We start from the raw sequence: 22,944 nt of genomic DNA, 5'->3' as shown, positions 1-22,944 counted from the left end.
CAGCCGCGCGGGCTTCCAGCGCCAGCCGAGCACGACGAGCGCCGGCACGGTGCCGATCATCACCGCCTTGTCGTAGTAATTCATGTGTTCGTTGTAATGCACGAACGCATAGCCCGCGCCCGCCACGAGTGCCAGTGCGAACAGCCAGTCGATGACCGACAGGCGCGCGAGGAACGGACGGTCGTCGAACAACGGCGCCGGATTCGGGGCCTGAACCGGCCCCGAACGGGAAGAGGAAACTTGCGTGAGATCCATGATGTTACCGGGTGGAATTCTCGGAATCGCCGCCGGCAGGCGGACGGGCAGTCGCTGCCGCACCGGCGGGCGCGGCGTCGCGCGGTGCGGCGCGCAAGGCGGCGCCGGCCGCGTCGCGCGTCTGCACGAATTCTTTTTCGAAATCGAAGGTCTTGCGGGCCGTGGACATCGCCATCACCACATCGACGCCCGAACCGGCATCCTTGAGCCAGAACCAGAGGCGCCGCTCGCGCACGTAGAACATCGAGAAGATGCCGGCGACCAGCAGCAGGCTGCCAAGATACACCAGATTCTTGCCGGGTGCGCGCGTCAACTGAAATACCGAAGCTTGCACCTGCTTGAAGGAGTCAAGCTGCAAATAGACCGGCGATCCATACAAGAAGCTGTCCGATAGCGCATTGATCGCGTTCTGCACGAAGCGGATCGTGTCGGCGCCCTGTTGGGCAGCCGGCTCGCCGGCGCGCTCGCGCGCGATCTGCCAGACCTCCCACATCGAACCCTCGAGCATGCGCAGCAGCAGGCTCGCCGCCTTCTCCTGCTCGGCCTTCGGCACCGAACGATCGATGAAGGTCGCCACCGCCTGGAAGCCGCCGACCGGCTGGCCGTCGGCGCCGCGGCCAATGCTGTCGTCGCTCGCCGCAAAAAGGGTCAGCACTTTGAACGCGCTGTCCTGCAGGCGGCCACGCAGCGACGCTTCGGTCGTCGGCAGCGAACGCTGCGCGAAGCGCGCGGCGGCGTCGGCACGCACGGCTGGATCCTCGAGCGCGGCGCGCAGGCGCATCCATTCGCCGATCGAATCCTGGCTGTCGGCCGGAATCCGCATGTAGCGGAACGGATCGTTCGGGCTCGCGCGCACGCCGGCGAGGAACACGCGCGTGCCGCCCATGTCGACGGGCAGCATGTAGTTATTGAATTCGCGCGCCTGGCCGTCCTTGCCGCGAATCTTGTATTGCACCGACGGGCCGATGTTGTGGAGCTGCACCGGCTTCGACGTCTTCGCGCCCGAACCGAGCCGCTCGTCGAACGCTTCCTTCAGCGACGCCGTCTTCGCGACGCCGCGCACGTCCGGCTTGCCGTTCGCGTCGGCCATGTTCTCGACGTTGATCGCGCGGAAGTCGGAGAACTCGATCGTGTCGCCGTCGCTGCCCGGCATCTGCAGCGGCGCCGTGCTGCCGATCGTGCCCTTCACCGCGAAGGTCTTCGCGTTGCCGCCCGTCATCGGGTAGGCCGTCATCTCCATCTGCGAGCCGCCGTCCTGGAAGCTCGACTGGTAGATCGACACGCCCTTGTACGTGAACGGCTTGTTGACCTCGACGCGCGCCGGGATCTTCTGGCCCGTCTCGCGATCGATCACGACGATGTCGCTCGCGAACAGCTTCGGCATCCCGGTCGTGTAGTAGTCGACGATGAACTTGTTGAGCTGGATCGAGAACGGCAGGTCCTGGATCAGCGAGCCGCTCGGCTGGTTCAGGATCGCGGTCGACACGAACTGGCCTTCCGGCACCCACGCGTAGCCGCGGAACGTCGGGTTCGACACGGACAGCCGGTGGTCGGGCGAGATTTCGCTGATCGTCGCGCTCGTGTTGACCGGGCTCTTGCCGAACATCCACATCTGGAATTTGATCGGCAGGTTGCTGTCCAGCAGGCCGCCGATACAGATCACGACGATCGCAAGGTGCGCGGAGATGTAGCCCCACTTCGTCAGCGCGCCGCGCTTCGCGGAAATCAGCGTCGCGCCGTCGGTTTCACGCACGACGTGCTTGTAGCCGGCCTTGGTGACGAACGTGGCGAGCGTGGCCGCGACGGTCGCGCGCGTGCCGGACGCCGAGTATTCGGCCTTGTGGTGGAACGCGCGCAGGCTGCCTTCGCGGACCTTGTCCTTCCAGCTCTTCGCATCGGCAAGCATCTTCGGCGCATTGCGGATCACGCACAGCGAGATCGACACGACGAGGAAGATCAGGATCAGCATGAACCACCAGGCGCTGTACACGTTGTACAGGCCCAGCGAGCGGAAGATGTCCGCCCAGAACGGCCCGAACTGGTTCACGTAGTTCGGATACGGGTCGTCCTGCGTCAGGACCGTGCCGACGATGCTCGCGATCGACAGCACTACCAGCAGCGCGATCGCGAAGCGCATCGAGCTCAGCAGCTCGATCGCGCGCCTGGACGCACTTTGACCCGACTTCGACTGCAACCCCGACGTGGTAACGCTCATTCAAACTCCGACTAAGGGGAAACAGCCCCTACGCTCACTATGTTCGCTGCCCCAAGGGGGCGGTCAGCACGCTGGGGACGACCCGGCGAGTGCTGACAAAAAAGGGCGAGGCAACCGCAATCACGCGGCGCCCCACCCTTTTTCTTGTTCTGACGCCGGCCGCCCTTCGGGCGCCCGGTCATTCCATTCGCGACCGTCCGGTCAACGCAGGCCCGCGATGTAATCCGCGACGGCCTTGATCTCGTTGTCCGACAGACGCGCTGCGATCTGATGCATCGCCTCGTTGTTGTTGCGCGCGCCGACACCCTGCTGGAACGCGGTCAACTGGGCAACCGTGTAATCGGCCCATTGCCCCGACAGACGCGGATACTGGACCGGAATCCCCTGCCCCGTCGGCCCGTGGCAGCTCGCGCAGGCGGGTACGCCCTTTTCCGCGATGCCGCCGCGATAGATCTTCTGGCCGATCGGCACGGTCGCCGCGTCGCGTGCGGTGCCGAGCTTCGTCGTCTGAGATCCGTAATACGCAGCGACGTTGCGCATGTCGTCCGCGCTCAACGCGCTCGCGAACCCGACCATCACCGGATTGGTCCGCGCCGGCCCCTTCGCGCCCGGCTGGGCCTTGAAGTCGTTCAACTGCTTGACCAGATAGTCGGGATGCTGGCCGGCCAGCTTCGGGAAACTGCCCGACGCGCTGTTGCCGTCCGCGCCGTGACACGACGCGCAAACTTGCCCGGCAATCGCCTTGCCGCGGTCCAGATCCGGCTTTGCCGCATCCGCCGCATTTGCCTCCGCTACGAAACCTACGAACCCTGCTGCAACCTGAAGCACCATCAGAGACTTGCACAGTCGATTCATTCGCACACCCTGTTTCGTCTTGTGGGAATTTGAGGTTCTGCAAAAAACGACGTCGACCAGTCTACCGCAGAAGCTGCATAAAAGCGCGAGGCAGGCGCCCACAGCCCTTCGGCAAAACCGCCGTATTGTACAATATCGCGCTGAAAGCTCCCGCGCCTATCGGGGCTACCCCGCCTCCACCAAGCGGCTCGCGCCGCCCCGTCCCACCGGTTTCCCCATGGCCTTTTTGCTCCACCAAGCCCGCTTCTACACGACCGTCAACCATCTGCGCGACCTGCCGCCGACGGTACAACCGGAAATCGCGTTCGCGGGCCGCTCGAATGCCGGCAAATCGACGGCGATCAACGTGCTGTGCAACCAGAAGCGGCTCGCCTTCGCGTCGAAGACGCCCGGCCGCACCCAGCACATCAACTACTTCTCCGTCGGCCCGGCCGCCGAGCCCGTCGCGAACCTCGTCGACCTGCCCGGCTACGGCTACGCGGAAGTGCCGGGGGCCGCGAAGGCCCACTGGGAAATGCTGCTGTCGTCCTACCTCGCGACGCGTTCGCAGCTGTGCGGCCTGATCCTGATGATGGATTCGCGCCGCCCGTTGACCGACCTCGATCGCCGGATGATCGAGTGGTTCGCGCCGACCGGCAAGCCGATCCACACGCTGCTGACGAAGTGCGACAAATTGACGCGGCAAGAAAGCATCAACGCGCTGCGCAACACGCAGAAGGGACTCGACGCGTACCGTGACCAGGGCGTGAAGGGCAAGCTGACGGTCCAGCTGTTCTCGGCGCTGAAGCGCACGGGGCTCGACGAGGCCCATGAACTGATCGAGAGCTGGGTGCGGCCGTCCGTCGCCGACGAAAAAAGCGAGCCTGTAGCACAATGAGCGGGCAACGCGCGGCCGGGACCGGCCATGCGCACCTGACGGCACCTGCGGATTCGGCCGGCTCATAAAAAAACCCGCCGTTGAACGGCGGGTCAAACAGCCTAATCGAATAACGACAGGCACCCGCTCAGGGAGGAGAAGCGGGGAGCGGCACGCGACGCGTGCCGCTCGATCGCTATCATATACCAACGCTCTCGAAAATGACCTAAGGGTTCCGTAAGGTTCTTACTACCCTGATTTCTGCCCAATCGCCATGAGCTTCCATCCGCTTCACCGTCCGCGCCGGATGCGCCGCGACGACTTCTCCCGGCGCCTGATGCGCGAAAACCGCCTGACCACCGACGACCTGATCTATCCGGTGTTCGTCGTGGACGGCACCAACGAACGCCAGAGCGTCCCGTCGATGCCCGGCGTCGAGCGCGTGTCGGTCGATCTGCTGATGCATGTCGCCGAGCAGTGCGTCGAACTCGGCGTGCCCGTGCTGTCGCTGTTCCCGGCCATCGAGCCGTCGCTGAAGACGCCTGACGGCCGCGAAGCGGCAAATCCGGAAGGCCTGATCCCGCGCGCGGTGCGCGAACTGAAGAAGCGCTTCCCCGAACTCGGCGTGCTGACCGACGTCGCGCTCGACCCGTACACGAGCCACGGCCAGGACGGCGTGCTCGACGAGAACGGCTACGTGATCAACGACGACACGATCGAGATCCTGGTCGACCAGGCGCGTGCGCAGGCCGAAGCCGGCGTCGACATCGTCGCGCCGTCGGACATGATGGACGGCCGCATCGGCGCGGTCCGTGAAATGCTGGAAAGCGACGGTCACATCCATACGCGCATCATGGCCTATTCGGCCAAGTTCGCGTCGGCGTTCTACGGCCCGTTCCGCGATGCGGTCGGCTCGGCGTCCAATCTGGGCAAGGGCAACAAGATGACCTACCAGATGGATCCGGCGAACAGCGACGAAGCGCTGCGCGAAGTGCGCCTCGACATCGACGAAGGCGCCGACATGGTGATGGTCAAGCCCGGCATGCCGTATCTCGACATCGTGCGCCGCGTGAAGGACGAGTTCCGCTTCCCGACCTACGTGTACCAGGTGAGCGGCGAATACGCGATGCTGAAGGCCGCCGCGATGAACGGCTGGCTCGATCACGACAAGGTCGTGCTCGAATCGCTGCTCGCATTCAAGCGCGCTGGCGCCGACGGCGTGCTCACGTACTTCGCGCTCGATGCCGCGCGTCTGCTGAAAGCGCAGCGCTGAGCCGCGCGCCGGCCGGCGCAAGGAAAAACGGCGGGACACTTCGGTGTCCCGCCGTTTTTTTTGCACCGTCCGGTCGGCGCAGCGGGCCGCCCGTGCGCCGACGAGCGCGCGTCACACCGTCGGTACCGCCGCGCGATCGAGGCTGCGCAGGAACGTCTCGGCCGCCTGATAACCGACCACACGGCCGATTTCGTTGCCGTTGCGATCGAAGAAGATGATGCCCGGCGGCCCGAACAGATTGAAGCGCTTGAGCAGCGCCCGGTCGTCCGGATTGTTCGCGGTGACGTCGGCACGCACCAGGTGAAGCTGCGCGAGCCGCGCCTGCACGCGCGAATCGGTGAACGTCAGATGCTCCATCTCCTTGCAGCTCACGCACCAGTCGGCGTAGAAGTCGAGCATCACGGGCTGGCCCGACGTCTTCAGCAGCGCATCGAGCTCGCGACTGGAGCGCACCGACGCGAACGCGGGCCCCTGCCCTCCGGTCGCCGCACCGGCTGCCGACGCATCGCCCGACGCAACCGTGCGCGCCGCGAGCACGGCCAGCGGCTTCACGGGGTCGTTGGAGCCCGCCGCAAGACCGACGAGCAGCGTTGCAGCCCAGATCGCAAGCGCAGCACCGAGGCCGCGACCGAGACGGCGCCAGATCGATGCGGCGCCGGCATGCGGCGTAAACAGGCCAAGCGCCGCAGCCGCGACGAGCAGCCACAATGCGGCGAGCACCATCTTCAGAGCACCCGCGAGCACCGGCCACACGATCCACAGCGCGGCGGCAAGCAGCACGATGCCGAAGAACACCTTCACGCCGTCCATCCATGCGCCCGCGCGCGGCAGCACCGTACCTGCACCGATGCCGACGACGAGCAGCGGCACGCCGAGCCCCAACCCCATAGCGAACAGCGCAGCGCCGCCGAGCAGCGCATTGCCGGTGTGCGCGATGAACGCGAGCACCGCAAACAGCGGCGCCGTCATGCATGCGCCGACGACCAGCGCCGACAACGCCCCCATCGCGGCGACCGCGACGAAGTGGCCGCCCCGGCGCGCGCTCGAGGCTTCCGCGGCGCCGTTCTGCCAGCGCTCGGGCAGCGCGATGTCCTTGCCGGAAATCAGCGATACGGCGAATGCGGTGAGCAGCACGCCGAATGCACCGAGCACCCACGGGTTCTGCAGCCATGCGCCCAGGCTCTGGCCGACCAGCGCCGCCGCGATGCCCAGCACCGTATAGACGAGCGCCATGCCGACCACGTACGTCAGCGACAGCGCGAAACCGCGTGCGTGCGTCGCGCGCGTGCCCTGGCCGATGATGATCGCGGACACGATCGGAATCATCGGATACGAGCAGGGCAGGAGACTCAGCACGACGCCGGCGACGAAATACAGTGCGACGATGGTGAAGAAATCGTGCCCCTCGAGCAGCGACTGCGCGAAATCCGCGCTCGTGACCTTGTCGAACCAGCTGCCCGAAGCCGCCGTGCGATCGACCGGCGCGGCCGCGCCCAGCGCAGCGCCGTCGACCTTCACGACGTGCTCCGCAGGCGGATAGCAGATTCCTTCGTCGGCGCATCCTTGCGACGTCACAGCGAGCTCGAACGGCCCCGCCGCCTGCTTGACCGGAACATGAATCACGACCTCGTCGCGATAGGTCTCGACTTCCTTCTGGAACGTCTGGTCGAACTTCACATGGCCGGCCGGGAATTGCGGATCGCCGAGCGTCGCCTGCCCGCCCTTCACCGCGAACGCGAACCGCTCGCGGTACAGGTAATAGCCGCTGGCAACCTTGAAACGGACGTCCACCTGCCCCGGCGATTCGCTCGCGCTGAACTTGAATGCGACCGACGGATCGAGAAAATCGTCGGCTGCGCGCGCGACCGACAGGCCGCCCAGCACGAACATGAACGACATCAGGACTGCGAGGAACCGCAGCGCGCGCACGCGCACGGAAAGCGCCATACCGTTAAACATGAAATAGACGTTGAGTTTCGCTGGTCACCCACTGGCCGTACGCGGCCGTGGCCGTCCCCTGCCACGAGACGATTTCCGGCGTCTCGTACGGATGATGCGCGAGAATAAATCGCTCCAGTTCGAGCGAGCGGACGGGGCTCGTCTTGAACAGCAACTGGATCTCGTCGGCCGTCTCGACCTTGCCCTGCCAGTGATAGCGCGACTTGATCGCACCGAGCTCCGACACGCACGCGGCAAGCCGCGCGTCGAGCGCGCCGTCGGCGAGCGCCGCGGCCGTCACCGCATCCGGCACCGTCGTCAGCATCAATACCACCACCATACGCGCCCTCCTGACTGGCCTTTACCGGCTTCCGCCGCCACGAATCGCCCATCGAGGGCCCGCGCCGATAACTGCATATCGTAGCGCAGCCCGCGCGACACTGCCGGCACCGGCCTGCGACAATCGATCGCAGCCGAGGCGCCGCCAAAAACAAAAAGGGCCAAGCAATTGCTCGGCCCTTTCGGATCCTGCTGCGTACCGGAAGCTTACTCGGCTTCTTGCACGTTTTCCGTTTCGTCGACTTCCGGACGATCGAGCAGCTCGACCAGTGCCATCGGTGCGTTGTCGCCGACGCGGAAGCCGAACTTCAGCACGCGCAGGTAGCCGCCCGGACGGTTCGCGAAACGCGGACCGAGCACGTCGAACAGCTTCGCCACCGAGTCACGATCGCGCAGGCGGTTGAACGCCAGGCGACGGTTTGCCAGCGACGGCTTCTTGCCGAGCGTGATCAGCGGCTCGACGACTTTACGGAGTTCCTTCGCCTTCGGCAGCGTCGTCTTGATGACTTCGTGCTCGATCAGCGAGTTGGACATGTTACGGAGCATAGCCAGACGGTGGCTGCTCGTGCGGTTCAGTTTCCGCAGACCATGACGATGGCGCATTTCAGTTTCCTTGATTCAAAGTTTTGATCCAGCTCTTCTATCGCACCTCTGGGGTGCACGGGCCGGTAGAGAAAAAAGCAAGATGCGGATTTTAAAGGAAAATCCGCATCTTTGCCAACTACTGCTACAGCCGGGCTACAACCGGGCTTACTTGTCGAGACCAGCCGGCGGCCAGTTTTCGAGCTTCATGCCCAGCGTGAGACCGCGCGAAGCGAGCACTTCCTTGATCTCGTTGAGCGACTTGCGACCGAGGTTCGGCGTCTTCAGCAGCTCGTTTTCCGTGCGCTGGATCAGGTCGCCGATGTAGTAGATGTTCTCGGCCTTCAGGCAGTTCGCCGAACGAACCGTCAGCTCGAGATCGTCCACCGGACGCAGCAGGATCGGATCGATCTGCGGTGCGCGCGACGGTGCTTCGGCAGCCGTTTCCGTGCCTTCCAGTGCCGCGAACACGGACAGCTGGTCGACCAGGATGCGGGCCGATTGACGGATCGCCTCTTCCGGGGTGATCACGCCGCTCGTCTCGATGTTCATCACGAGCTTGTCGAGGTCGGTACGCTGCTCGACACGTGCGCTTTCAACGGCGTAGCTCACGCGGCGAACCGGCGAGAACGATGCGTCGAGGACGATGCGGCCGATGATCTTGGCCGTGTCTTCGCCGTAGCGACGGACGTTGCCGGGCACATAGCCGCGACCCTTTTCGATCTTGATCTGAACGTCGAGCTTGCCGCCCTTCGACAGGTGTGCGATCACGTGATTCGGGTTGATGACTTCGCAATCGTGCGCCAGCTCGATATCGCCGGCCGTGACGACGCCTTCGCCTTCCTTGCGCAGGGTCACCGTCACTTCGTCACGGTTGTGCAGCTTGAACACCACACCCTTCAGGTTCAGCAGCAGGTTGACGACGTCCTCTTGCACGCCGTCAAGCGTCGAATACTCGTGCACCACGCCAGCGATCGTGACCTCGGTCGGCGCGTAGCCAACCATCGACGACAGCAGCACGCGGCGAAGCGCATTGCCCAAGGTGTGGCCGTAACCGCGTTCGAACGGTTCCATGACCACCCTCGCGTGGTTCTCGCCCAGCGATTCCACGGCGATGATCTTGGGTTTCAGCAAACTGGTTTGCATGGGCTTTCCTTTTCAATACCCTCGGCTCGTTACACCGATAAGGCTGACCGGTAACAACCAGAAAATAAACAGCCGAGGCCCCTCCTTGCATAACGCAATCGGGGTACCTCGGCCGTCAATCGGATTAACGCGAATACAATTCGACGATCAGGCTTTCGTTGATGTCGCCTGCGATTTCAGCGCGTTCCGGCATTTGCTTGAACGTGCCTTCGAACTTCTTCGCATCGACTGCAACCCAGCTCGGCATGCCGCCTTGCTCGGCCAGCGACAGCGCTTCGACGATACGCGCCTGCTTCTTCGCCTTTTCGCGGATCGCGACGACGTCACCCGCCTTCACTTGCTGCGACGGCACGTTCGCGACGACGCCGTTCACCGTGATCGACTTGTGGCTCACCAGCTGACGCGCTTCAGCGCGGGTCGAGCCGAAGCCCATGCGATACACGACGTTGTCGAGACGCGACTCGAGCAGTTGCAGCAGGTTTTCACCCGTGTTGCCCTTGCGGCGGTCGGCTTCAGCGAAGTAGCGGCGGAACTGACGCTCCAGGACGCCGTAAATACGCTTGACCTTCTGCTTTTCGCGCAGCTGCGTACCATAGTCGGACGTACGTGCGCCCGAGGTACGGCCGTGCTGACCCGGCTTGCTGTCGAGCTTGCACTTGTCGGCGAGCGAGCGGCGCGCGCTCTTCAGGAACAGGTCGGTGCCTTCACGGCGGGACAGCTTGGCCTTAGGGCCGATATAACGTGCCACTTTGCATTCCTTTATCAATCAGTCACGCGGACCGGAATCCGCGCTAGTTCGCGCCCTTTGGGGCGAACGGTGGGCTTAGTCAATCAAAAAAGCAACGCCCGTCGACGCTACGCGGCGACAGGCAAATGCGCCAGCACGAACGTGCCAGCAGCATTCTTAGATACGACGGCGCTTCGGCGGACGGCAGCCGTTGTGCGGAATCGGGGTGACGTCCGAAATCGCGGTGATCTTGATGCCGAGGCCATGCAGTGCACGCACTGCCGACTCACGACCCGGGCCCGGGCCCTTGATCCGCACTTCCAGATTCTTCACGCCATATTCCATCGCCACGCGACCGGCCGACTCAGCAGCAACCTGAGCAGCGAACGGCGTCGACTTGCGCGAGCCCTTGAAGCCCTGGCCGCCCGACGTCGCCCATGCCAGTGCATTGCCCTGGCGATCGGTGATCGTGATGATCGTGTTGTTGAACGACGCGTGAACGTGAACCACGCCTTCAGCGACGTTCTTCTTAACCTTCTTGCGAACGCGTTGCGCCGCGGTGTTCGAAGCCTTAGCCATTACGTTTTCCTGTAACTGTCAGTTCCGCTTACTTCTTCAGCGCTTGCGCTGCACGACGCGGACCCTTGCGGGTACGTGCGTTCGTACGCGTACGCTGACCGCGCATCGGCAGGCCCTTGCGATGACGAACGCCACGGTAGCAACCGAGGTCCATCAGGCGCTTGATGTTCATCGTCACTTCACGGCGCAGATCGCCTTCGACGATGAACTTGCCCACTTCTTCACGCAGCTTTTCGAGGTCTGCGTCGGTCAGGTCCTTGACCTTCTTCGAGAATTCCACGCCAGCTGCCGTGCAGATGCTGCGCGAGCGCGTGCGGCCGATACCGAAGATTGCCGTCAGGCCGATCTCGGTATGCTGGTGATTCGGGATGTTAACCCCTGCGATACGAGCCATTGTTTTTCCTCAAACAAAAAGCGCAAACAAACGCGCGGTCAGCCTTGGCGCTGCTTGTGGCGCGGATCCGAGCTGCAGATCACGCGAACGACGCCTTTGCGCTTGATGATCTTGCAATTGCGGCAAATGCGCTTAACCGATGCCATCACTTTCATGATAATACCCTTTTTTCAAATCACTTCGCCCGGAACACGATCCGCGCACGAGACAGATCGTAAGGCGTCAATTCAACCGTCACCTTGTCGCCCGGCAGGATGCGGATGTAGTGCATCCGCATCTTCCCGGAGATATGCCCCAACACGACATGGCCGTTTTCCAGCTTCACGCGGAAGGTCGCATTCGGGAGGTTTTCGATCACCTCACCTTGCATCTGGATTACATCGTCTTTGGCCATAGTCCTTGATTAACGCATTGGGATGTTGCCGCCCTTGAAGTTTGCCTTCTTGAGCAGCGACTCATACTGTTGCGACATAACGTACGACTGCACCTGCGCCATGAAGTCCATCGTGACGACGACAATGATCAGCAGCGACGTTCCACCAAAATAAAACGGCACGTTCCAGCGCAGCACCAGGAATTCCGGCAGCAGACACACGAAGACGATGTAGATCGCACCGGCCAGCGTCAGACGCGTGAGGATGCGGTCGATATATCGTGCGGTCTGGTCGCCCGGACGAATGCCCGGAACAAACGCGCCGCTCTTCTTCAGGTTGTCCGCGGTTTCCCTGCTGTTGAACACCAGTGCGGTGTAGAAGAAGCAGAAAAACACGATCGCCAGCGTGTACAGCAGCACATAGACCGGCTGGCCCGGCTTCAGCGCCTCCGCGACGTTATGCAACGTGTTGGAGATCCAGCTTCCCGACGGCTGACCCGTGCTGAACCAGCCGAGAATCGTGGCCGGGAACAGGATGATCGACGATGCGAAGATCGGCGGAATCACGCCCGACATGTTCAGCTTCAGCGGCAAGTGCGACGACTGGCCACCGTAGATCTTGTTGCCGACCTGGCGCTTCGCGTAGTTCACGAGGATCTTGCGCTGACCGCGTTCGATGAACACGACCAGGTAAGTCACCGCGGCGATCAGAACGACGATGATGATCGCCGAAATGATGCTCATCGAACCCGTACGCACCAGCTCGAACAGCCCACCGACGGCATTCGGGAACCCTGCTGCAATCCCGCCGAAGATGATGATCGAGATGCCGTTGCCCAGACCACGCTCGGTGATCTGCTCACCCAGCCACATCAGGAACATCGTGCCGGTAACCAGCGTCACGACCGTCGTCAGCCGGAACAGCATGCCGGGGTCGATCACGAGGCCCGGCTGGTTTTCCAGCGCAGCCGCGATACCGAACGCCTGGAAGGTCGCGAGCACCACGGTGAAATACCGCGTGTACTGCGTGATCTTCCGTTGCCCTGCCTGCCCTTCCTTCTTCAGCGCCTCGAGTTGCGGCGAGACGATCGCCAGCAACTGCATGATGATCGACGCCGAGATGTACGGCATGATCCCCAGCGCAAAGATCGTGAAGCGGGAAAGCGCGCCACCCGAGAACATGTTGAACATGCCCAGGATGCCGCCCGCCTGGCTCTGGAACAGCTTCGCCAGTTGATCCGGATCGATGCCCGGCACGGGGATGTGCGCGCCGATGCGATAGACGATCAGCGCCAGGAGCAGGAACATCGCTCGCCGACGCAGATCGCCGAATTTCGCCGTGCTTCGACCGGGTTTTGCAAGACTCGGGCTGTTAGCCAAGTACCTTCTCCGATGAATGCAAGTAACGACGCGCTACGCGTGTCACTCGGCGAACGAACCGCCAGCCGCTTCGATCGCAGCGCGCGCACCCTTGGTGGCGCCGAGACCCTTCACGACGATCTTGCGCTTCAGTTCGCCCGTCGCGATGATCTTTGCGCTCTTCGTCAGCTCGCCGACCAGGCCGGCTTGCTTCAGTGCGAGCAGATCGATTTCATCGACCGGCAGCTTCTCGAGGTCGCCCAGGCGCACTTCACCGACGAATTCCTTCGTCAGCGACGTGAAGCCGCGCTTCGGCAGACGACGTTGCAGCGGCATCTGACCGCCTTCGAAACCGACTTTGTGGAAGCCGCCCGAACGCGATTTCTGACCCTTGTGACCACGGCCAGCCGTCTTGCCGAGGCCCGAACCGATGCCGCGGCCGACACGACGCTTGGCGTGCTTTGCACCAGCGGCCGGCTTCAGGTTATTCAATTCCATATCAACTCCTTGATCCGTAGGGCCGCTTACGCGATGACCTTAACGAGGTACGAGACCTTGTTGATCATGCCGCGGACCGCCGGCGTATCCTGCAGCTCGCTAACCGAGTTGAGTCGGCGCAGGCCCAGGCCACGCACGGTCGCACGGTGCGATTCGCGGGTCCCGATCAGGCTCTTGACGAGCTGAACCTTGACAGTTTTTTCAGACATGGTGACCACCCGGGCTTAGCCCAAAATATCTTCGACGGACTTGCCGCGCTTCGCCGCGATGTCTGCCGGGGTCGACTGCTTGCGCAGACCGTCCAGCGTGGCGCGAACGAGGTTGTACGGGTTCGTCGAACCGTGGCTCTTCGCCACGACGTTCTGAACGCCCATCACGTCGAACACTGCGCGCATCGGGCCGCCGGCGATCACGCCCGTACCTGCCTTCGCCGGAGCGAGGAGGACAGCGGATGCGCCATGCTTGCCGTGCACTTCGTGCTGCAGCGTGCCGTTCTTGAGCGGCACCTTGAACATGTTGCGGCGAGCTTGTTCCATTGCCTTCTGGACAGCGACCGGCACTTCCTTCGCCTTGCCCTTGCCCATACCGATGCGGCCATCACCGTCGCCAACCACGGTCAGTGCGGCGAAGCCGAGAATACGGCCACCCTTCACGACCTTGGTCACGCGATTGACCGAAATCATCTTTTCGCGAAGGCCGTCGTCGCGCTCGTCAGCCTGAACTTTCGCTTGCATCTTTGCCATGACGAATTCCTTCCTTAGAACTTGAGCCCAGCTTCGCGAGCTGCCTCAGCCAGCGCCTTGACGCGGCCATGGTAGCGGAAGCCCGAGCGGTCGAAGGCGACGGATTCGATGCCGGCAGCCTTTGCCTTCTCGGCAATACGCTTGCCGATCAGCGTCGCGGCATTAACGTTGCCGCCCTTGCCCGACTTGTCGGCCAGTTCAGCGCGCACTTCTGCTTCGAGCGTCGACGCGCTGGCGAGCACCTTGGTGCCGCAGGGCGAGAACACTTGAGCGTAGATGTGCGTGTTCGTGCGATGCACGGCGAGACGCGCGACCTGCAGCTCAGCGATCTTGATACGCGTCTGGCGAGCGCGGCGCAGGCGAGATTGAGTCTTATCCATGATTGCGCACCCTTACTTCTTCTTCGTTTCTTTGAGGATCACAACCTCGTCGGAATAGCGCACGCCCTTGCCCTTGTACGGCTCCGGCGGACGGTAACCGCGGACTTCCGCAGCCACTTGACCGACTTGTTGCTTGTTGATCCCCTTGATCACGATTTCGGTTTGCGTCGGGGTTTCAGCCTTGACGCCTTCCGGCATCTGGTGCACCACCGGGTGCGAGAAACCCAGCGACAGGTTCAGCTTGTCGCCTTGCGCTTGCGCACGATAACCGACGCCAACCAGCGTCAGCTTGCGCTCGAAACCCTTGGTCACGCCGTGCACGGCATTCGCGATGATCGCGCGCATCGTGCCCGACAGTGCGTTTGCTTCGCGGCTTTCGTCGACCGGCGACAGATTCAGCGTGCCGTCGTTGTTCGCCACGTTCACGAGCGGATTGATCGCTTGCGTGATGGTGCCCAGCGGGCCCTTGACGGTGATCGCACCGTCGGCCAGCTTGACTTCCGCGCCTTGCAGCGCGATCGGGCTCTTACCTACTCGAGACATGTTTCTCTCTCCTCGGCTTTAAGCAACGTAGCAGATGACTTCGCCGCCGACGCCGGTAGCGCGCGCCTTGCGGTCGGTCATCACGCCCTTCGGCGTCGACACGATTGCCACACCCAGGCCGTTCATGACCTGCGGAATGTCGTTACGGCCGCGGTACACGCGCAGACCAGGCTTCGACACGCGCTCGAGGCGTTCGATGACCGGGCGACCTGCGTAGTACTTCAGCGCGATATTCAGTTCGGACTTCGCACCTTCCGCCTTGACGGCGAAATCGTCGATATAACCTTCGTCCTTCAGGACTTGCGCGATTGCAACCTTGACCTTCGACGAGGGCATCGCGACCGATACCTTCTCGACCATCTGCGCGTTGCGGATGCGAGTCAGCATATCGGCGATAGGATCACTCATGCTCATTTACGTTTCTCCTATTACCAGCTCGCCTTGGTCAGGCCAGGAATCTCGCCACGGAATGCGATTTCACGAATCTTGTTACGCGCGAGGCCGAATTTACGGAACGTGCCACGCGGACGGCCCGTGATCGCGCAGCGGTTACGCTGGCGGGTCGGGTTTGCGTTGCGGGGCAGTTGCTGCAGCTCAAGGCGTGCTTCGTAGCGCTCTTCTTCCGACTTGCTTTGGTCTTCGACGATCGCCTTCAGCGCTTCGCGCTTTGCTGCGAACTTCGCGACCAGGCGGGCGCGCTTCTTTTCACGTTCGATCAGTGCCAGTTTAGCCACGGTAACCTCAGTTTCTGAACGGGAACTTGAAGCTGGCGAGCAGAGCCTTTGCTTCGTCGTCGGTCTTCGCAGTCGTCGTGATGCTGATGTTCAGCCCACGCAGTGCGTCGATCTTGTCGTAGTCGATTTCGGGGAAAATGATCTGCTCTTTCACACCGATGTTGTAGTTGCCGCGGCCATCGAAGGCACGACCCGACACACCGCGGAAGTCACGCACGCGGGGCAGGGCAACGGTCACGAAACGGTCGAGGAATTCGTACATCGCTTGGCCACGCAGCGTCACCATCGCGCCGATCGGGTAACCCTGGCGGATCTTGAAGCCTGCGATTGCCTTGCGTGCCTTCGTGACGACCGGCTTCTGACCAGCGATCTTCGTGAGGTCGCCGACGGCGTTCTCGATGATCTTCTTGTCAGCGATCGCTTCGCCAAGACCCATGTTCAGCGTGATCTTGGTGATGCGCGGCACTTCCATGACCGACTTGTAACCGAACTTCTCGATCAGGCCGGGCACAACCTTTTCTTTGTAAAACTCTTGAAAACGAGCCATTTTTTACTCCGCTGCGTCAGGCGCTCAGTACGGCACCGGTCGTCTTCAGGAAGCGAACCTTCTTGCCTTCCTCGACCTTGATGCCAACACGCGACGCCTTGCCATTCGCGTCGACCAGTGCGACGTTCGAAATATGCAGGGGCATCGTCTTCGCTTCCACGCCGCCCGTCGTACCCTTCATCGGGTTCGGCTTCACATGCTTCTTGACGAGGTTGATACCTTCAACCGTCACATGTTCTGCACCGACAGCCAGCACGACGCCGCGCTTGCCCTTGTCTTTGCCAGTGACGACGATGACTTCGTCACCTTTGCGAATCTTGTTCATCGCGACTCCTTACAGCACTTCCGGCGCCAGCGAAACGATCTTCATGAATCGTTCGCTACGCAGCTCACGCGTCACCGGCCCGAAGATACGGGTGCCGATCGGCTCAAGCTTGTTATTCAAAAGCACAGCGGCGTTGCCGTCGAACTTGATCAGCGAGCCGTCTTGACGGCGAACACCCTTGGCGGTGCGGACCACCACGGCGTTGTAGATTTCGCCTTTCTTCACGCGCCCGCGCGGCGTTGCTTCTTTGACGGTCACCTTGATGATGTCGCCAATGCCGGCATAACGACGCTTCGAGCCGCCGAGCACCTTGATGCACATGACTTCACGTGCACCCGTGTTGTCGGCTACTTCGAGCCGAGATTCGGTCTGGATCATGGTTTGTCTTTCCCAACTTAATCCGATTGCACCACCATGATGCATTCGGTCAGTCTTGGTCCCGTCAGCCAATCGGCTGCTTGGGTTGGAACAGCAGCGACGGCAAACGAAACCCGCCATCGCAATTCGGTGAATCTTTCGGACAGGCTGGCGCCAGTCCGCTTCCCCCACCAACTTCGCCCGCGACGGGGCTCCCATAAAGAGGGAAGACCAGGATTATAACAAATAACCCTGGTCACGCAAGCAAAAACTTTGCGATTTCAAGCACTTCGTGGCGAAGTGCTTGTTACTGCCTACTGCTCTGCCCGCTTAGATGACGCGAGCTGCTTCGACGAGGCGCGACACCGTCCAGGCCTTCGTCTTCGAAACAGGACGAGTTTCCTGGATTTCGACGAGATCGCCTTCGTTGCAGGTGTTCGCTTCATCATGCGCGTGGTACTTCTTCGAGCGCACGACATACTTGCCGTAGATCGGGTGCTTGACGCGGTGCTCGATCAGCACGGTGACGGTCTTGTCCATCTTGTTGCTGACGACCCGACCGACCAGCGTCCGCTTCAGCGAGGTTTTCACGCTATCGTTCATTTCTGGTTCGCCTTCTGAGTCATGACGGTCCGCACACGTGCGATGTCGCGACGAACCTTCTTCAGCTGGCTCGTGTTCGTGAGCTGCTGGGTCGCGAGTTGCATGCGCAGACCGAATTGCGCCTTCAGCAGGTCCGCCAGCTCCTTGTTGAGCGCGGCCTGGTCTTTCTGGAGAAGTTCGGAAGCCTTCATGTTTTCTCCTTAGGCGCCGAGCTGGCGCACGATGAATGCCGTCTTCAGCGGCAGCTTGGCTGCAGCCAGACGGAACGCTTCGCGTGCCAGTTCTTCGGTTACGCCGTCCATTTCATAGAGCATCTTGCCCGGCTGGATCTCGGCGACGTAGTACTCCGGGTTACCCTTACCGTTACCCATACGCACTTCTGCCGGCTTTTGCGAAATCGGCTTGTCCGGGAAGATCCGGATCCAGATGCGGCCGCCACGCTTGATGTGACGCGTCATTGCACGACGCGCCGCTTCAATCTGACGTGCGGTCAAACGACCGCGACCGATCGCCTTCAGACCGAATTCACCGAACGACACTGCGTTGCCGCGCGTCGCCTTGCCGGTGTTACGACCCTTCTGCTCTTTACGATACTTTCTGCGTTTCGGTTGCAGCATCGTTATTCTCCAGTCTTGCCGTCTTCGGGCTTGCCGGCGCCACGGCGCGGTGCGCCACGACGAGCACCCGGAGCGCCGCCTTCGCCGTCACGGCGCGGACGACGGTCGCCCGGACGCGCATTGCGACGCGGACGCTTGTCTTCGGCTACTTCTTCGACCACCGGCGCGTCATTGCGGCCGAGCGTGTCGCCCTTGTACACCCACACCTTGACGCCGATGATCCCGTAGGTCGTCTTCGCTTCCGAGGTCGCGTAGTCGATGTCGGCACGCAGCGTGTGAAGGGGCACGCGACCTTCGCGATACCACTCCGTACGAGCGATTTCGATACCGTTCAGACGGCCTGCGCTCATGATCTTGATGCCTTGGGCACCCAGACGCATCGCGTTCTGCATCGCACGCTTCATCGCGCGACGGAACATGATCCGGCGCTCGAGCTGTTGCGTGATCGAGTCAGCGATCAGTTGCGCATCGGTTTCCGGCTTGCGGATTTCTTCGATGTTGACGTGAACCGGCACGCCCATGCGGCGTTGCAGTTCCGTCTTCAGCTGTTCGATATCCTCGCCCTTCTTGCCGATGACGACGCCCGGACGCGAGCTGTAAATCGTGATGCGCGCGTTCTTCGCCGGACGCTCGATGACCACCCGACCGACCGAAGCGTTCTTCAGCTTCTTCTTCAGGTATTCACGAACACCGATGTCTTCCTGCAGCATCGCCGCGAAATTGTTGTTGTTCGCGTACCAACGCGAAGCCCAATTGCGGCTGACAGCCAGGCGGAAGCCAGTCGGATGAATTTTCTGTCCCATCGTATGGCTCCTTAATTCCCGACCGTCACAGTGATGTGACAGGATTGCTTCTCGATGCGGTTACCGCGGCCCTTGGCGCGCGCGGTGAAACGCTTGAGCGATGCCGCCTTGTCGACGTAGATGCTCTTGATCTTGAGCTCGTCGATATCAGCGCCTTCGTTGTGCTCCGCATTCGCGATTGCCGACAGCACAACCTTCTTCACGATGCCAGCCGCCTTCTTCGGCGAGAACGTCAGAACGTTCAGCGCCTTGTCGACCGGCAAACCGCGGATCTGGTCAGCCACAAGGCGCGTTTTTTGCGCCGAGATGCGGGCACCGCGATGAATTGCTTTCACTTCCATCTTGATTGCCCCTTATTTCTTGGCCTTCTTGTCGGCCGCGTGACCCTTGAACGTACGGGTCAGTGCGAACTCGCCAAGCTTGTGGCCGACCATGTTTTCCGAGATGTACACCGGAACGTGTTGACGGCCGTTGTGAACAGCGATCGTCAGGCCGATGAAATCCGGCAGAATCGTCGAGCGACGCGACCAGGTCTTGATCGGCTTTTTGTCGCGCGAAGCTGCAGCCGCCTCAACTTTCTTCAGCAAATGGGCGTCGCAGAACGGACCTTTTTTTACAGAACGTGCCATTGCCTACTCCTTAACGCTTGTGACGGCGCTGGACGATCATCGTCGTCGTGCGCTTGTTGCTGCGGGTGCGGTAACCCTTAGCCGGCGTACCCCACGGGCTCACCGGGTCGCGACCTGCAGCCGTCTTGCCCTCACCACCACCGTGCGGGTGATCAACCGGGTTCATCGCAACGCCACGCACCGTCGGGCGGATACCGCGCCAGCGGTTCGCGCCAGCCTTGCCGATCTGGCGCAGGCTATGCTCTTCGTTACCGACTTCACCGATCGTTGCACGGCACTCGATGTGCACGCGGCGGATTTCGCCCGAACGCAGACGAACCTGCGCGTAGACGCCTTCACGTGCCAGCAGCATGGCCGACGTGCCAGCCGAACGCGCCATTTGCGCGCCCTTGCCCGGCAGCATCTCGATGCAGTGGATCGTCGTACCGACCGGAATGTTGCGGATCGGCAGCGTGTTGCCTGCACGGATCGGCGCTTCCGAACCCGACATCAGCTGTTGGCCGACGGTCAGGCCCTTCGGGGCGATGATGTAGCGACGCTCGCCGTCTGCGTAGAGCACCAGCGCGATGTTCGCGCTACGGTTCGGGTCGTACTCGAGACGCTCGACCTTTGCCGGAATGCCATCCTTCGTGCGACGGAAATCGACGATACGATAGTGCTGCTTGTGACCACCACCCTTGTGACGCGTGGTGATACGGCCGTTGTTGTTACGGCCGGCGGTCGAGCTCTGCGAGTCGAGCAGTGCCGCGAACGGCTTGCCCTGGTGCAGGTTCTTGTTGACCACCTTGACCATCGCGCGGCGACCCGGCGATGTCGGCTTAACTTTCACGATTGCCATGATTACTTGGCCTCCGCTTCAAAGTTGATTTCCTGGCCGGGCTTCAGGCAAACGTACGCCTTCTTCACGTCCTTGCGGCGGCCCATCGAACGGCCGAAGCGCTTTTGCTTGCCCTTCTGAACCAGCACGTTGACCGAATCAACTTCAACCTTGAACAGCAGCTCGACAGCCGCCTTCACTTCCTGCTTCGTGGCATCCGGTGCGACTTCGAACACGACTTGCTCGTTCTTGTCGGCAACCAGCGTCGCCTTTTCCGAGATCACCGGTGCGAGCAGGACCTGCATCAAACGATGATCGTTCTTGCGAATCTCGCTCATGACAGCAACTCCTCGATCTGGGCGACCGCAGCCTTCGTGACCAGCACTTTCTTGAAGTAGATCAGCGACAGCGGGTCAGCGTAGCGCGGCTCGACAATCGCCACGTGCGGCAGGTTGCGCGAAGCCAGGTACAGGTTCTCGTCGACCGTGTCCGTGATGATCAGAACGGAGTCGAGACCCATGGTCTTGAATTTGTCAGCCAGCAGCTTGGTCTTCGGCGCTTCGAGGATGATGTCCTCGACGACCGACAGACGGCCTTCGCGGGCCAGCTGCGAGAAGATCGAGCAGAGACCTGCGCGATGCATCTTCTTGTTGACCTTGTGCGAGAAGTTTTCTTCCGGCGAGTTCGGGAAGATGCGACCACCGCCACGCCACAACGGGCTCGACGACATACCGGCACGAGCGCGGCCCGTACCCTTCTGACGCCACGGCTTCTTGGTGGTGTGCTTGACTTGCTCGCGGTCCTTCTGTGCGCGGTTACCCTGGCGAGCATTCGCCTGGTACGCGACGACGACCTGGTGGATCAGCGCTTCGTTGTAGTCACGACCGAACACGACGTCCGACGCGTTGACCACTGCACCTTCCTGACCATTTTCGTTCAGGAGCTTGAGTTCCATTATTTCGCCCCCTTGGTCTTGACGGCCGGCGTCACGAAAACCTTGCCGCCCTTCGCGCCCGGAATCGCGCCCTTGACGAGCAGCAGCTTGCGCTCTGCGTCGATACGAGCGATTTCGAGGTTCTGCACCGTCACCGTAACGTCACCGAGGTGACCCGTCATGCGCTTACCCGGGAAAACGCGACCCGGATCCTGCGCCATACCGATCGAGCCCGGCACGTTGTGCGAGCGCGAGTTACCGTGGGTAGCACGGCCGGAGGAGAAGTTGTAACGCTTGATCGTACCGGCGTAGCCCTTACCAATCGACACGCCTTGCACGTCGACCTTCTGGCCTACTTCGAAAAGATCAGCACCGACCACGGCGCCATTCGACAGCTCGGCTGCCTTGGCCGCGTCAATGCGGAATTCCTTGAGGATTTCACCGGCTTCGACACCGGCTTTGGCGAGATGACCTGCCAGCGGCTTCGTCACGCGCGATGCGCGGCGGGAGCCGAATGCAACCTGCACGGCCGTGTAGCCGTCGGTTTCAACAGTCTTGATCTGCGTCACGCGGTTGTCCGACACGTCCAGCACGGTGACGGGAATCGAATCCCCTTCAGCCGTGAAGATACGGGTCATGCCAACCTTGCGACCTACGAGTCCAAGGCTCATCATTTTCTCCATTCCCGACTGCGATTGGTCGGGGCTGATTTACAAAATGCCGGGCACGCAAGGCCCAACTTTTTTACGCGAATACGCGAAAAGCCAAGTAGTATAGCCCGACTTCTCGATTTCCGCAAGCAATACAAAGACTTAGCACCGCCCGGCACGCCGGGAGGCGCCGAAAGCCTTACTGCAGCTTGATTTCCACGTCGACGCCAGCCGGCAGGTCGAGCTTCATCAGCGCGTCAACCGTCTTGTCGGTCGGATCGACGATGTCCATCAGGCGCTGGTGGGTACGGATTTCGAGCTGATCGCGCGACGTCTTGTTGACGTGCGGCGAACGCAGGATGTCAAAACGCTGGATGCGCGTCGGCAGCGGCACCGGGCCACGGACGATTGCGCCAGTCCGCTTCGCGGTATCGACGATCTCGGCAGCCGATTGATCGATCAGACGATAGTCGAAAGCCTTCAGGCGAATGCGGATTTTCTGTTGCTGCATGACGATTCCTTGAAAAGAGCGAGGCGATGTTGCATCGCCGGACACTAAAAGAACGCGAAACCTGTTGCCTGCGGGGAGCGAGGCGCCCGGTCCCGAACGGTACTTCCACTGCTAAGCCCGCGATTCTACACGAAAAATCGAAGCGGTGGTGTGCGTTTGTCAATATGGCAACGCGCACGCCACAAAGAAAAACCGGGTGCCAGATCGAACTGGACACCCGGTTTCGACGGTACGACTGCCTACCGTGGAATCGCGGACCCCGGAGGGATCCGCGGATCGTCGATATTACTCGATGATCTTGGCGACGACGCCGGCGCCGACGGTACGGCCGCCTTCGCGGATTGCGAAGCGCAGACCTTCTT

Annotated in this window: 35 protein-coding genes and 2 pseudogenes; 2 read left to right on the top strand and 35 right to left on the bottom strand. The window is 61.8% G+C overall.

Translation table 11 applies throughout. The annotated features are described in order from the left end of the window. The 3 genes and pseudogenes from DIE02_RS34660 to DIE02_RS34650 form a co-directional block, all read right to left on the bottom strand. Positions 1 to 255, bottom strand: a pseudogene (locus tag DIE02_RS34660) (c-type cytochrome biogenesis protein CcsB); the annotation flags it as partial. A gap of 4 nt (positions 256 to 259) precedes the next feature. Then, positions 260 to 2,470 carry a cytochrome c biogenesis protein ResB gene (locus tag DIE02_RS34655; protein ID WP_044848921.1) on the bottom strand — a complete coding sequence of 737 codons (2,211 nt, stop codon included), beginning with the start codon at positions 2,468 to 2,470 and terminating at the stop codon, positions 260 to 262. A gap of 201 nt (positions 2,471 to 2,671) precedes the next feature. Further along, the gene (locus DIE02_RS34650) at positions 2,672 to 3,325 is read right to left on the bottom strand and encodes a cytochrome c (protein WP_044848922.1); all 654 of its coding nucleotides are present in this window, start codon (positions 3,323 to 3,325) and stop codon (positions 2,672 to 2,674) included. 217 nt (positions 3,326 to 3,542) lie between these two features. Between DIE02_RS34650 and yihA the strand changes: the two genes are divergently transcribed. Both yihA and hemB read left to right on the top strand, forming a co-directional pair. Continuing rightward, positions 3,543 to 4,202, top strand: a complete 660-nt coding sequence (gene yihA / locus DIE02_RS34645) for a ribosome biogenesis GTP-binding protein YihA/YsxC (RefSeq protein ID WP_044848923.1) — start codon at positions 3,543 to 3,545, stop codon at positions 4,200 to 4,202. Between the two features lie 253 nt (positions 4,203 to 4,455). Continuing rightward, positions 4,456 to 5,454 carry a porphobilinogen synthase gene (gene hemB, locus DIE02_RS34640; RefSeq protein WP_121860787.1) on the top strand — a complete coding sequence of 333 codons (999 nt, stop codon included), beginning with the start codon at positions 4,456 to 4,458 and terminating at the stop codon, positions 5,452 to 5,454. Between the two features lie 111 nt (positions 5,455 to 5,565). Here hemB and dsbD read toward each other — a convergent pair whose 3' ends face one another. The 32 genes and pseudogenes from dsbD to DIE02_RS34480 all read right to left on the bottom strand — a co-directional run. Then, positions 5,566 to 7,413 carry a protein-disulfide reductase DsbD gene (gene dsbD / locus DIE02_RS34635; protein WP_124489449.1) on the bottom strand — a complete coding sequence of 616 codons (1,848 nt, stop codon included), beginning with the start codon at positions 7,411 to 7,413 and terminating at the stop codon, positions 5,566 to 5,568. Then, positions 7,406 to 7,732, bottom strand: coding sequence for a divalent-cation tolerance protein CutA (gene cutA / locus DIE02_RS34630; RefSeq protein WP_124489450.1), 327 nt, complete (start codon positions 7,730 to 7,732; stop codon positions 7,406 to 7,408). Before cutA ends, dsbD begins: the two co-directional genes overlap by 8 nt. 206 nt (positions 7,733 to 7,938) lie before the next feature. Then, a complete protein-coding gene (rplQ, locus tag DIE02_RS34625) occupies positions 7,939 to 8,334 on the bottom strand; it encodes a 50S ribosomal protein L17 (RefSeq protein ID WP_006477175.1) in 396 nt (131 codons plus the stop codon). A 147-nt stretch (positions 8,335 to 8,481) separates the two neighbouring features. Next, positions 8,482 to 9,459 (bottom strand): DNA-directed RNA polymerase subunit alpha, encoded by a 978-nt coding sequence (locus DIE02_RS34620; protein ID WP_006477176.1) that lies wholly within the window; start codon positions 9,457 to 9,459, stop codon positions 8,482 to 8,484. Positions 9,460 to 9,583: 124 nt separating this feature from the next. After that, positions 9,584 to 10,207 carry a 30S ribosomal protein S4 gene (gene rpsD, locus DIE02_RS34615; protein WP_006477177.1) on the bottom strand — a complete coding sequence of 208 codons (624 nt, stop codon included), beginning with the start codon at positions 10,205 to 10,207 and terminating at the stop codon, positions 9,584 to 9,586. 156 nt (positions 10,208 to 10,363) lie between these two features. Next, positions 10,364 to 10,765 (bottom strand): 30S ribosomal protein S11, encoded by a 402-nt coding sequence (rpsK, locus tag DIE02_RS34610; protein ID WP_004197937.1) that lies wholly within the window; start codon positions 10,763 to 10,765, stop codon positions 10,364 to 10,366. 28 nt (positions 10,766 to 10,793) lie between these two features. Continuing rightward, complete coding sequence (gene rpsM / locus DIE02_RS34605; RefSeq protein WP_039323572.1) at positions 10,794 to 11,159, bottom strand: 30S ribosomal protein S13; 366 nt, start codon at positions 11,157 to 11,159, stop codon at positions 10,794 to 10,796. 38 nt (positions 11,160 to 11,197) lie between these two features. After that, positions 11,198 to 11,314, bottom strand: coding sequence for a 50S ribosomal protein L36 (gene rpmJ / locus DIE02_RS34600; protein ID WP_004199844.1), 117 nt, complete (start codon positions 11,312 to 11,314; stop codon positions 11,198 to 11,200). Positions 11,315 to 11,334: 20 nt separating this feature from the next. Next, positions 11,335 to 11,553: a translation initiation factor IF-1 gene (infA, locus tag DIE02_RS34595; RefSeq protein WP_004521905.1), complete on the bottom strand. Its 219-nt coding sequence runs from the start codon at positions 11,551 to 11,553 to the stop codon at positions 11,335 to 11,337. Between the two features lie 9 nt (positions 11,554 to 11,562). After that, positions 11,563 to 12,912 (bottom strand): preprotein translocase subunit SecY, encoded by a 1,350-nt coding sequence (gene secY, locus DIE02_RS34590; protein ID WP_006400642.1) that lies wholly within the window; start codon positions 12,910 to 12,912, stop codon positions 11,563 to 11,565. 42 nt (positions 12,913 to 12,954) lie between these two features. Further along, positions 12,955 to 13,389, bottom strand: coding sequence for a 50S ribosomal protein L15 (rplO, locus tag DIE02_RS34585; RefSeq protein WP_006482880.1), 435 nt, complete (start codon positions 13,387 to 13,389; stop codon positions 12,955 to 12,957). 26 nt (positions 13,390 to 13,415) lie between these two features. Beyond that, positions 13,416 to 13,598: a 50S ribosomal protein L30 gene (rpmD, locus tag DIE02_RS34580; protein ID WP_006400644.1), complete on the bottom strand. Its 183-nt coding sequence runs from the start codon at positions 13,596 to 13,598 to the stop codon at positions 13,416 to 13,418. 15 nt (positions 13,599 to 13,613) lie between these two features. Beyond that, entirely contained in the window at positions 13,614 to 14,132 is a 519-nt protein-coding gene (gene rpsE / locus DIE02_RS34575; protein WP_006752931.1) for a 30S ribosomal protein S5, read from the bottom strand. A gap of 14 nt (positions 14,133 to 14,146) precedes the next feature. Continuing rightward, complete coding sequence (gene rplR / locus DIE02_RS34570; RefSeq protein ID WP_006477183.1) at positions 14,147 to 14,512, bottom strand: 50S ribosomal protein L18; 366 nt, start codon at positions 14,510 to 14,512, stop codon at positions 14,147 to 14,149. Between the two features lie 12 nt (positions 14,513 to 14,524). Continuing rightward, positions 14,525 to 15,055, bottom strand: a complete 531-nt coding sequence (rplF, locus tag DIE02_RS34565; protein WP_006758786.1) for a 50S ribosomal protein L6 — start codon at positions 15,053 to 15,055, stop codon at positions 14,525 to 14,527. A gap of 18 nt (positions 15,056 to 15,073) precedes the next feature. Then, on the bottom strand, positions 15,074 to 15,469 hold the full coding sequence (gene rpsH, locus DIE02_RS34560; RefSeq protein WP_006477185.1) for a 30S ribosomal protein S8: 396 nt from the start codon (positions 15,467 to 15,469) through the stop codon (positions 15,074 to 15,076). Between the two features lie 14 nt (positions 15,470 to 15,483). After that, positions 15,484 to 15,789 carry a 30S ribosomal protein S14 gene (rpsN, locus tag DIE02_RS34555; RefSeq protein ID WP_006482884.1) on the bottom strand — a complete coding sequence of 102 codons (306 nt, stop codon included), beginning with the start codon at positions 15,787 to 15,789 and terminating at the stop codon, positions 15,484 to 15,486. A 7-nt stretch (positions 15,790 to 15,796) separates the two neighbouring features. Beyond that, the gene (rplE, locus tag DIE02_RS34550; RefSeq protein WP_006477186.1) at positions 15,797 to 16,336 is read right to left on the bottom strand and encodes a 50S ribosomal protein L5; all 540 of its coding nucleotides are present in this window, start codon (positions 16,334 to 16,336) and stop codon (positions 15,797 to 15,799) included. 16 nt (positions 16,337 to 16,352) lie between these two features. After that, positions 16,353 to 16,661, bottom strand: coding sequence for a 50S ribosomal protein L24 (rplX, locus tag DIE02_RS34545; protein ID WP_006477187.1), 309 nt, complete (start codon positions 16,659 to 16,661; stop codon positions 16,353 to 16,355). 9 nt (positions 16,662 to 16,670) lie between these two features. Beyond that, the gene (gene rplN / locus DIE02_RS34540) at positions 16,671 to 17,039 is read right to left on the bottom strand and encodes a 50S ribosomal protein L14 (protein WP_006752929.1); all 369 of its coding nucleotides are present in this window, start codon (positions 17,037 to 17,039) and stop codon (positions 16,671 to 16,673) included. 309 nt (positions 17,040 to 17,348) lie between these two features. Further along, positions 17,349 to 17,621 carry a 30S ribosomal protein S17 gene (gene rpsQ, locus DIE02_RS34535; protein ID WP_006752928.1) on the bottom strand — a complete coding sequence of 91 codons (273 nt, stop codon included), beginning with the start codon at positions 17,619 to 17,621 and terminating at the stop codon, positions 17,349 to 17,351. Continuing rightward, positions 17,618 to 17,812 (bottom strand): 50S ribosomal protein L29, encoded by a 195-nt coding sequence (gene rpmC, locus DIE02_RS34530; RefSeq protein ID WP_006400652.1) that lies wholly within the window; start codon positions 17,810 to 17,812, stop codon positions 17,618 to 17,620. The genes rpsQ and rpmC overlap by 4 nt, the downstream gene beginning before the upstream one ends. A gap of 9 nt (positions 17,813 to 17,821) precedes the next feature. Next, on the bottom strand, positions 17,822 to 18,238 hold the full coding sequence (gene rplP, locus DIE02_RS34525; RefSeq protein WP_006482873.1) for a 50S ribosomal protein L16: 417 nt from the start codon (positions 18,236 to 18,238) through the stop codon (positions 17,822 to 17,824). Between the two features lie 2 nt (positions 18,239 to 18,240). Continuing rightward, positions 18,241 to 19,041, bottom strand: a complete 801-nt coding sequence (rpsC, locus tag DIE02_RS34520; protein ID WP_006482899.1) for a 30S ribosomal protein S3 — start codon at positions 19,039 to 19,041, stop codon at positions 18,241 to 18,243. 11 nt (positions 19,042 to 19,052) lie between these two features. Further along, the gene (gene rplV / locus DIE02_RS34515; RefSeq protein WP_004199272.1) at positions 19,053 to 19,382 is read right to left on the bottom strand and encodes a 50S ribosomal protein L22; all 330 of its coding nucleotides are present in this window, start codon (positions 19,380 to 19,382) and stop codon (positions 19,053 to 19,055) included. A gap of 12 nt (positions 19,383 to 19,394) precedes the next feature. Then, positions 19,395 to 19,670, bottom strand: coding sequence for a 30S ribosomal protein S19 (rpsS, locus tag DIE02_RS34510; RefSeq protein ID WP_004199273.1), 276 nt, complete (start codon positions 19,668 to 19,670; stop codon positions 19,395 to 19,397). Between the two features lie 10 nt (positions 19,671 to 19,680). Next, the gene (gene rplB / locus DIE02_RS34505; protein WP_006482900.1) at positions 19,681 to 20,508 is read right to left on the bottom strand and encodes a 50S ribosomal protein L2; all 828 of its coding nucleotides are present in this window, start codon (positions 20,506 to 20,508) and stop codon (positions 19,681 to 19,683) included. Positions 20,509 to 20,510: 2 nt separating this feature from the next. Beyond that, the gene (rplW, locus tag DIE02_RS34500) at positions 20,511 to 20,825 is read right to left on the bottom strand and encodes a 50S ribosomal protein L23 (protein ID WP_004199275.1); all 315 of its coding nucleotides are present in this window, start codon (positions 20,823 to 20,825) and stop codon (positions 20,511 to 20,513) included. After that, positions 20,822 to 21,442 carry a 50S ribosomal protein L4 gene (gene rplD / locus DIE02_RS34495; protein ID WP_006477192.1) on the bottom strand — a complete coding sequence of 207 codons (621 nt, stop codon included), beginning with the start codon at positions 21,440 to 21,442 and terminating at the stop codon, positions 20,822 to 20,824. The genes rplW and rplD overlap by 4 nt, the downstream gene beginning before the upstream one ends. Beyond that, positions 21,442 to 22,092: a 50S ribosomal protein L3 gene (gene rplC, locus DIE02_RS34490; protein ID WP_006752926.1), complete on the bottom strand. Its 651-nt coding sequence runs from the start codon at positions 22,090 to 22,092 to the stop codon at positions 21,442 to 21,444. Before rplC ends, rplD begins: the two co-directional genes overlap by 1 nt. A gap of 178 nt (positions 22,093 to 22,270) precedes the next feature. Then, entirely contained in the window at positions 22,271 to 22,582 is a 312-nt protein-coding gene (gene rpsJ / locus DIE02_RS34485) for a 30S ribosomal protein S10 (protein ID WP_004199280.1), read from the bottom strand. A 285-nt stretch (positions 22,583 to 22,867) separates the two neighbouring features. Further along, positions 22,868 to 22,944 (bottom strand): annotated as a pseudogene (locus DIE02_RS34480) (elongation factor Tu); the annotation flags it as partial.

Source organism: Burkholderia sp. Bp8991, assembly GCF_003853795.1.
Taxonomy (GTDB): Bacteria; Pseudomonadota; Gammaproteobacteria; order Burkholderiales; family Burkholderiaceae; genus Burkholderia.
Note: the sequence above shows the minus strand (reverse complement) of the source record. Positions and strands in the feature narration are given on the sequence as shown.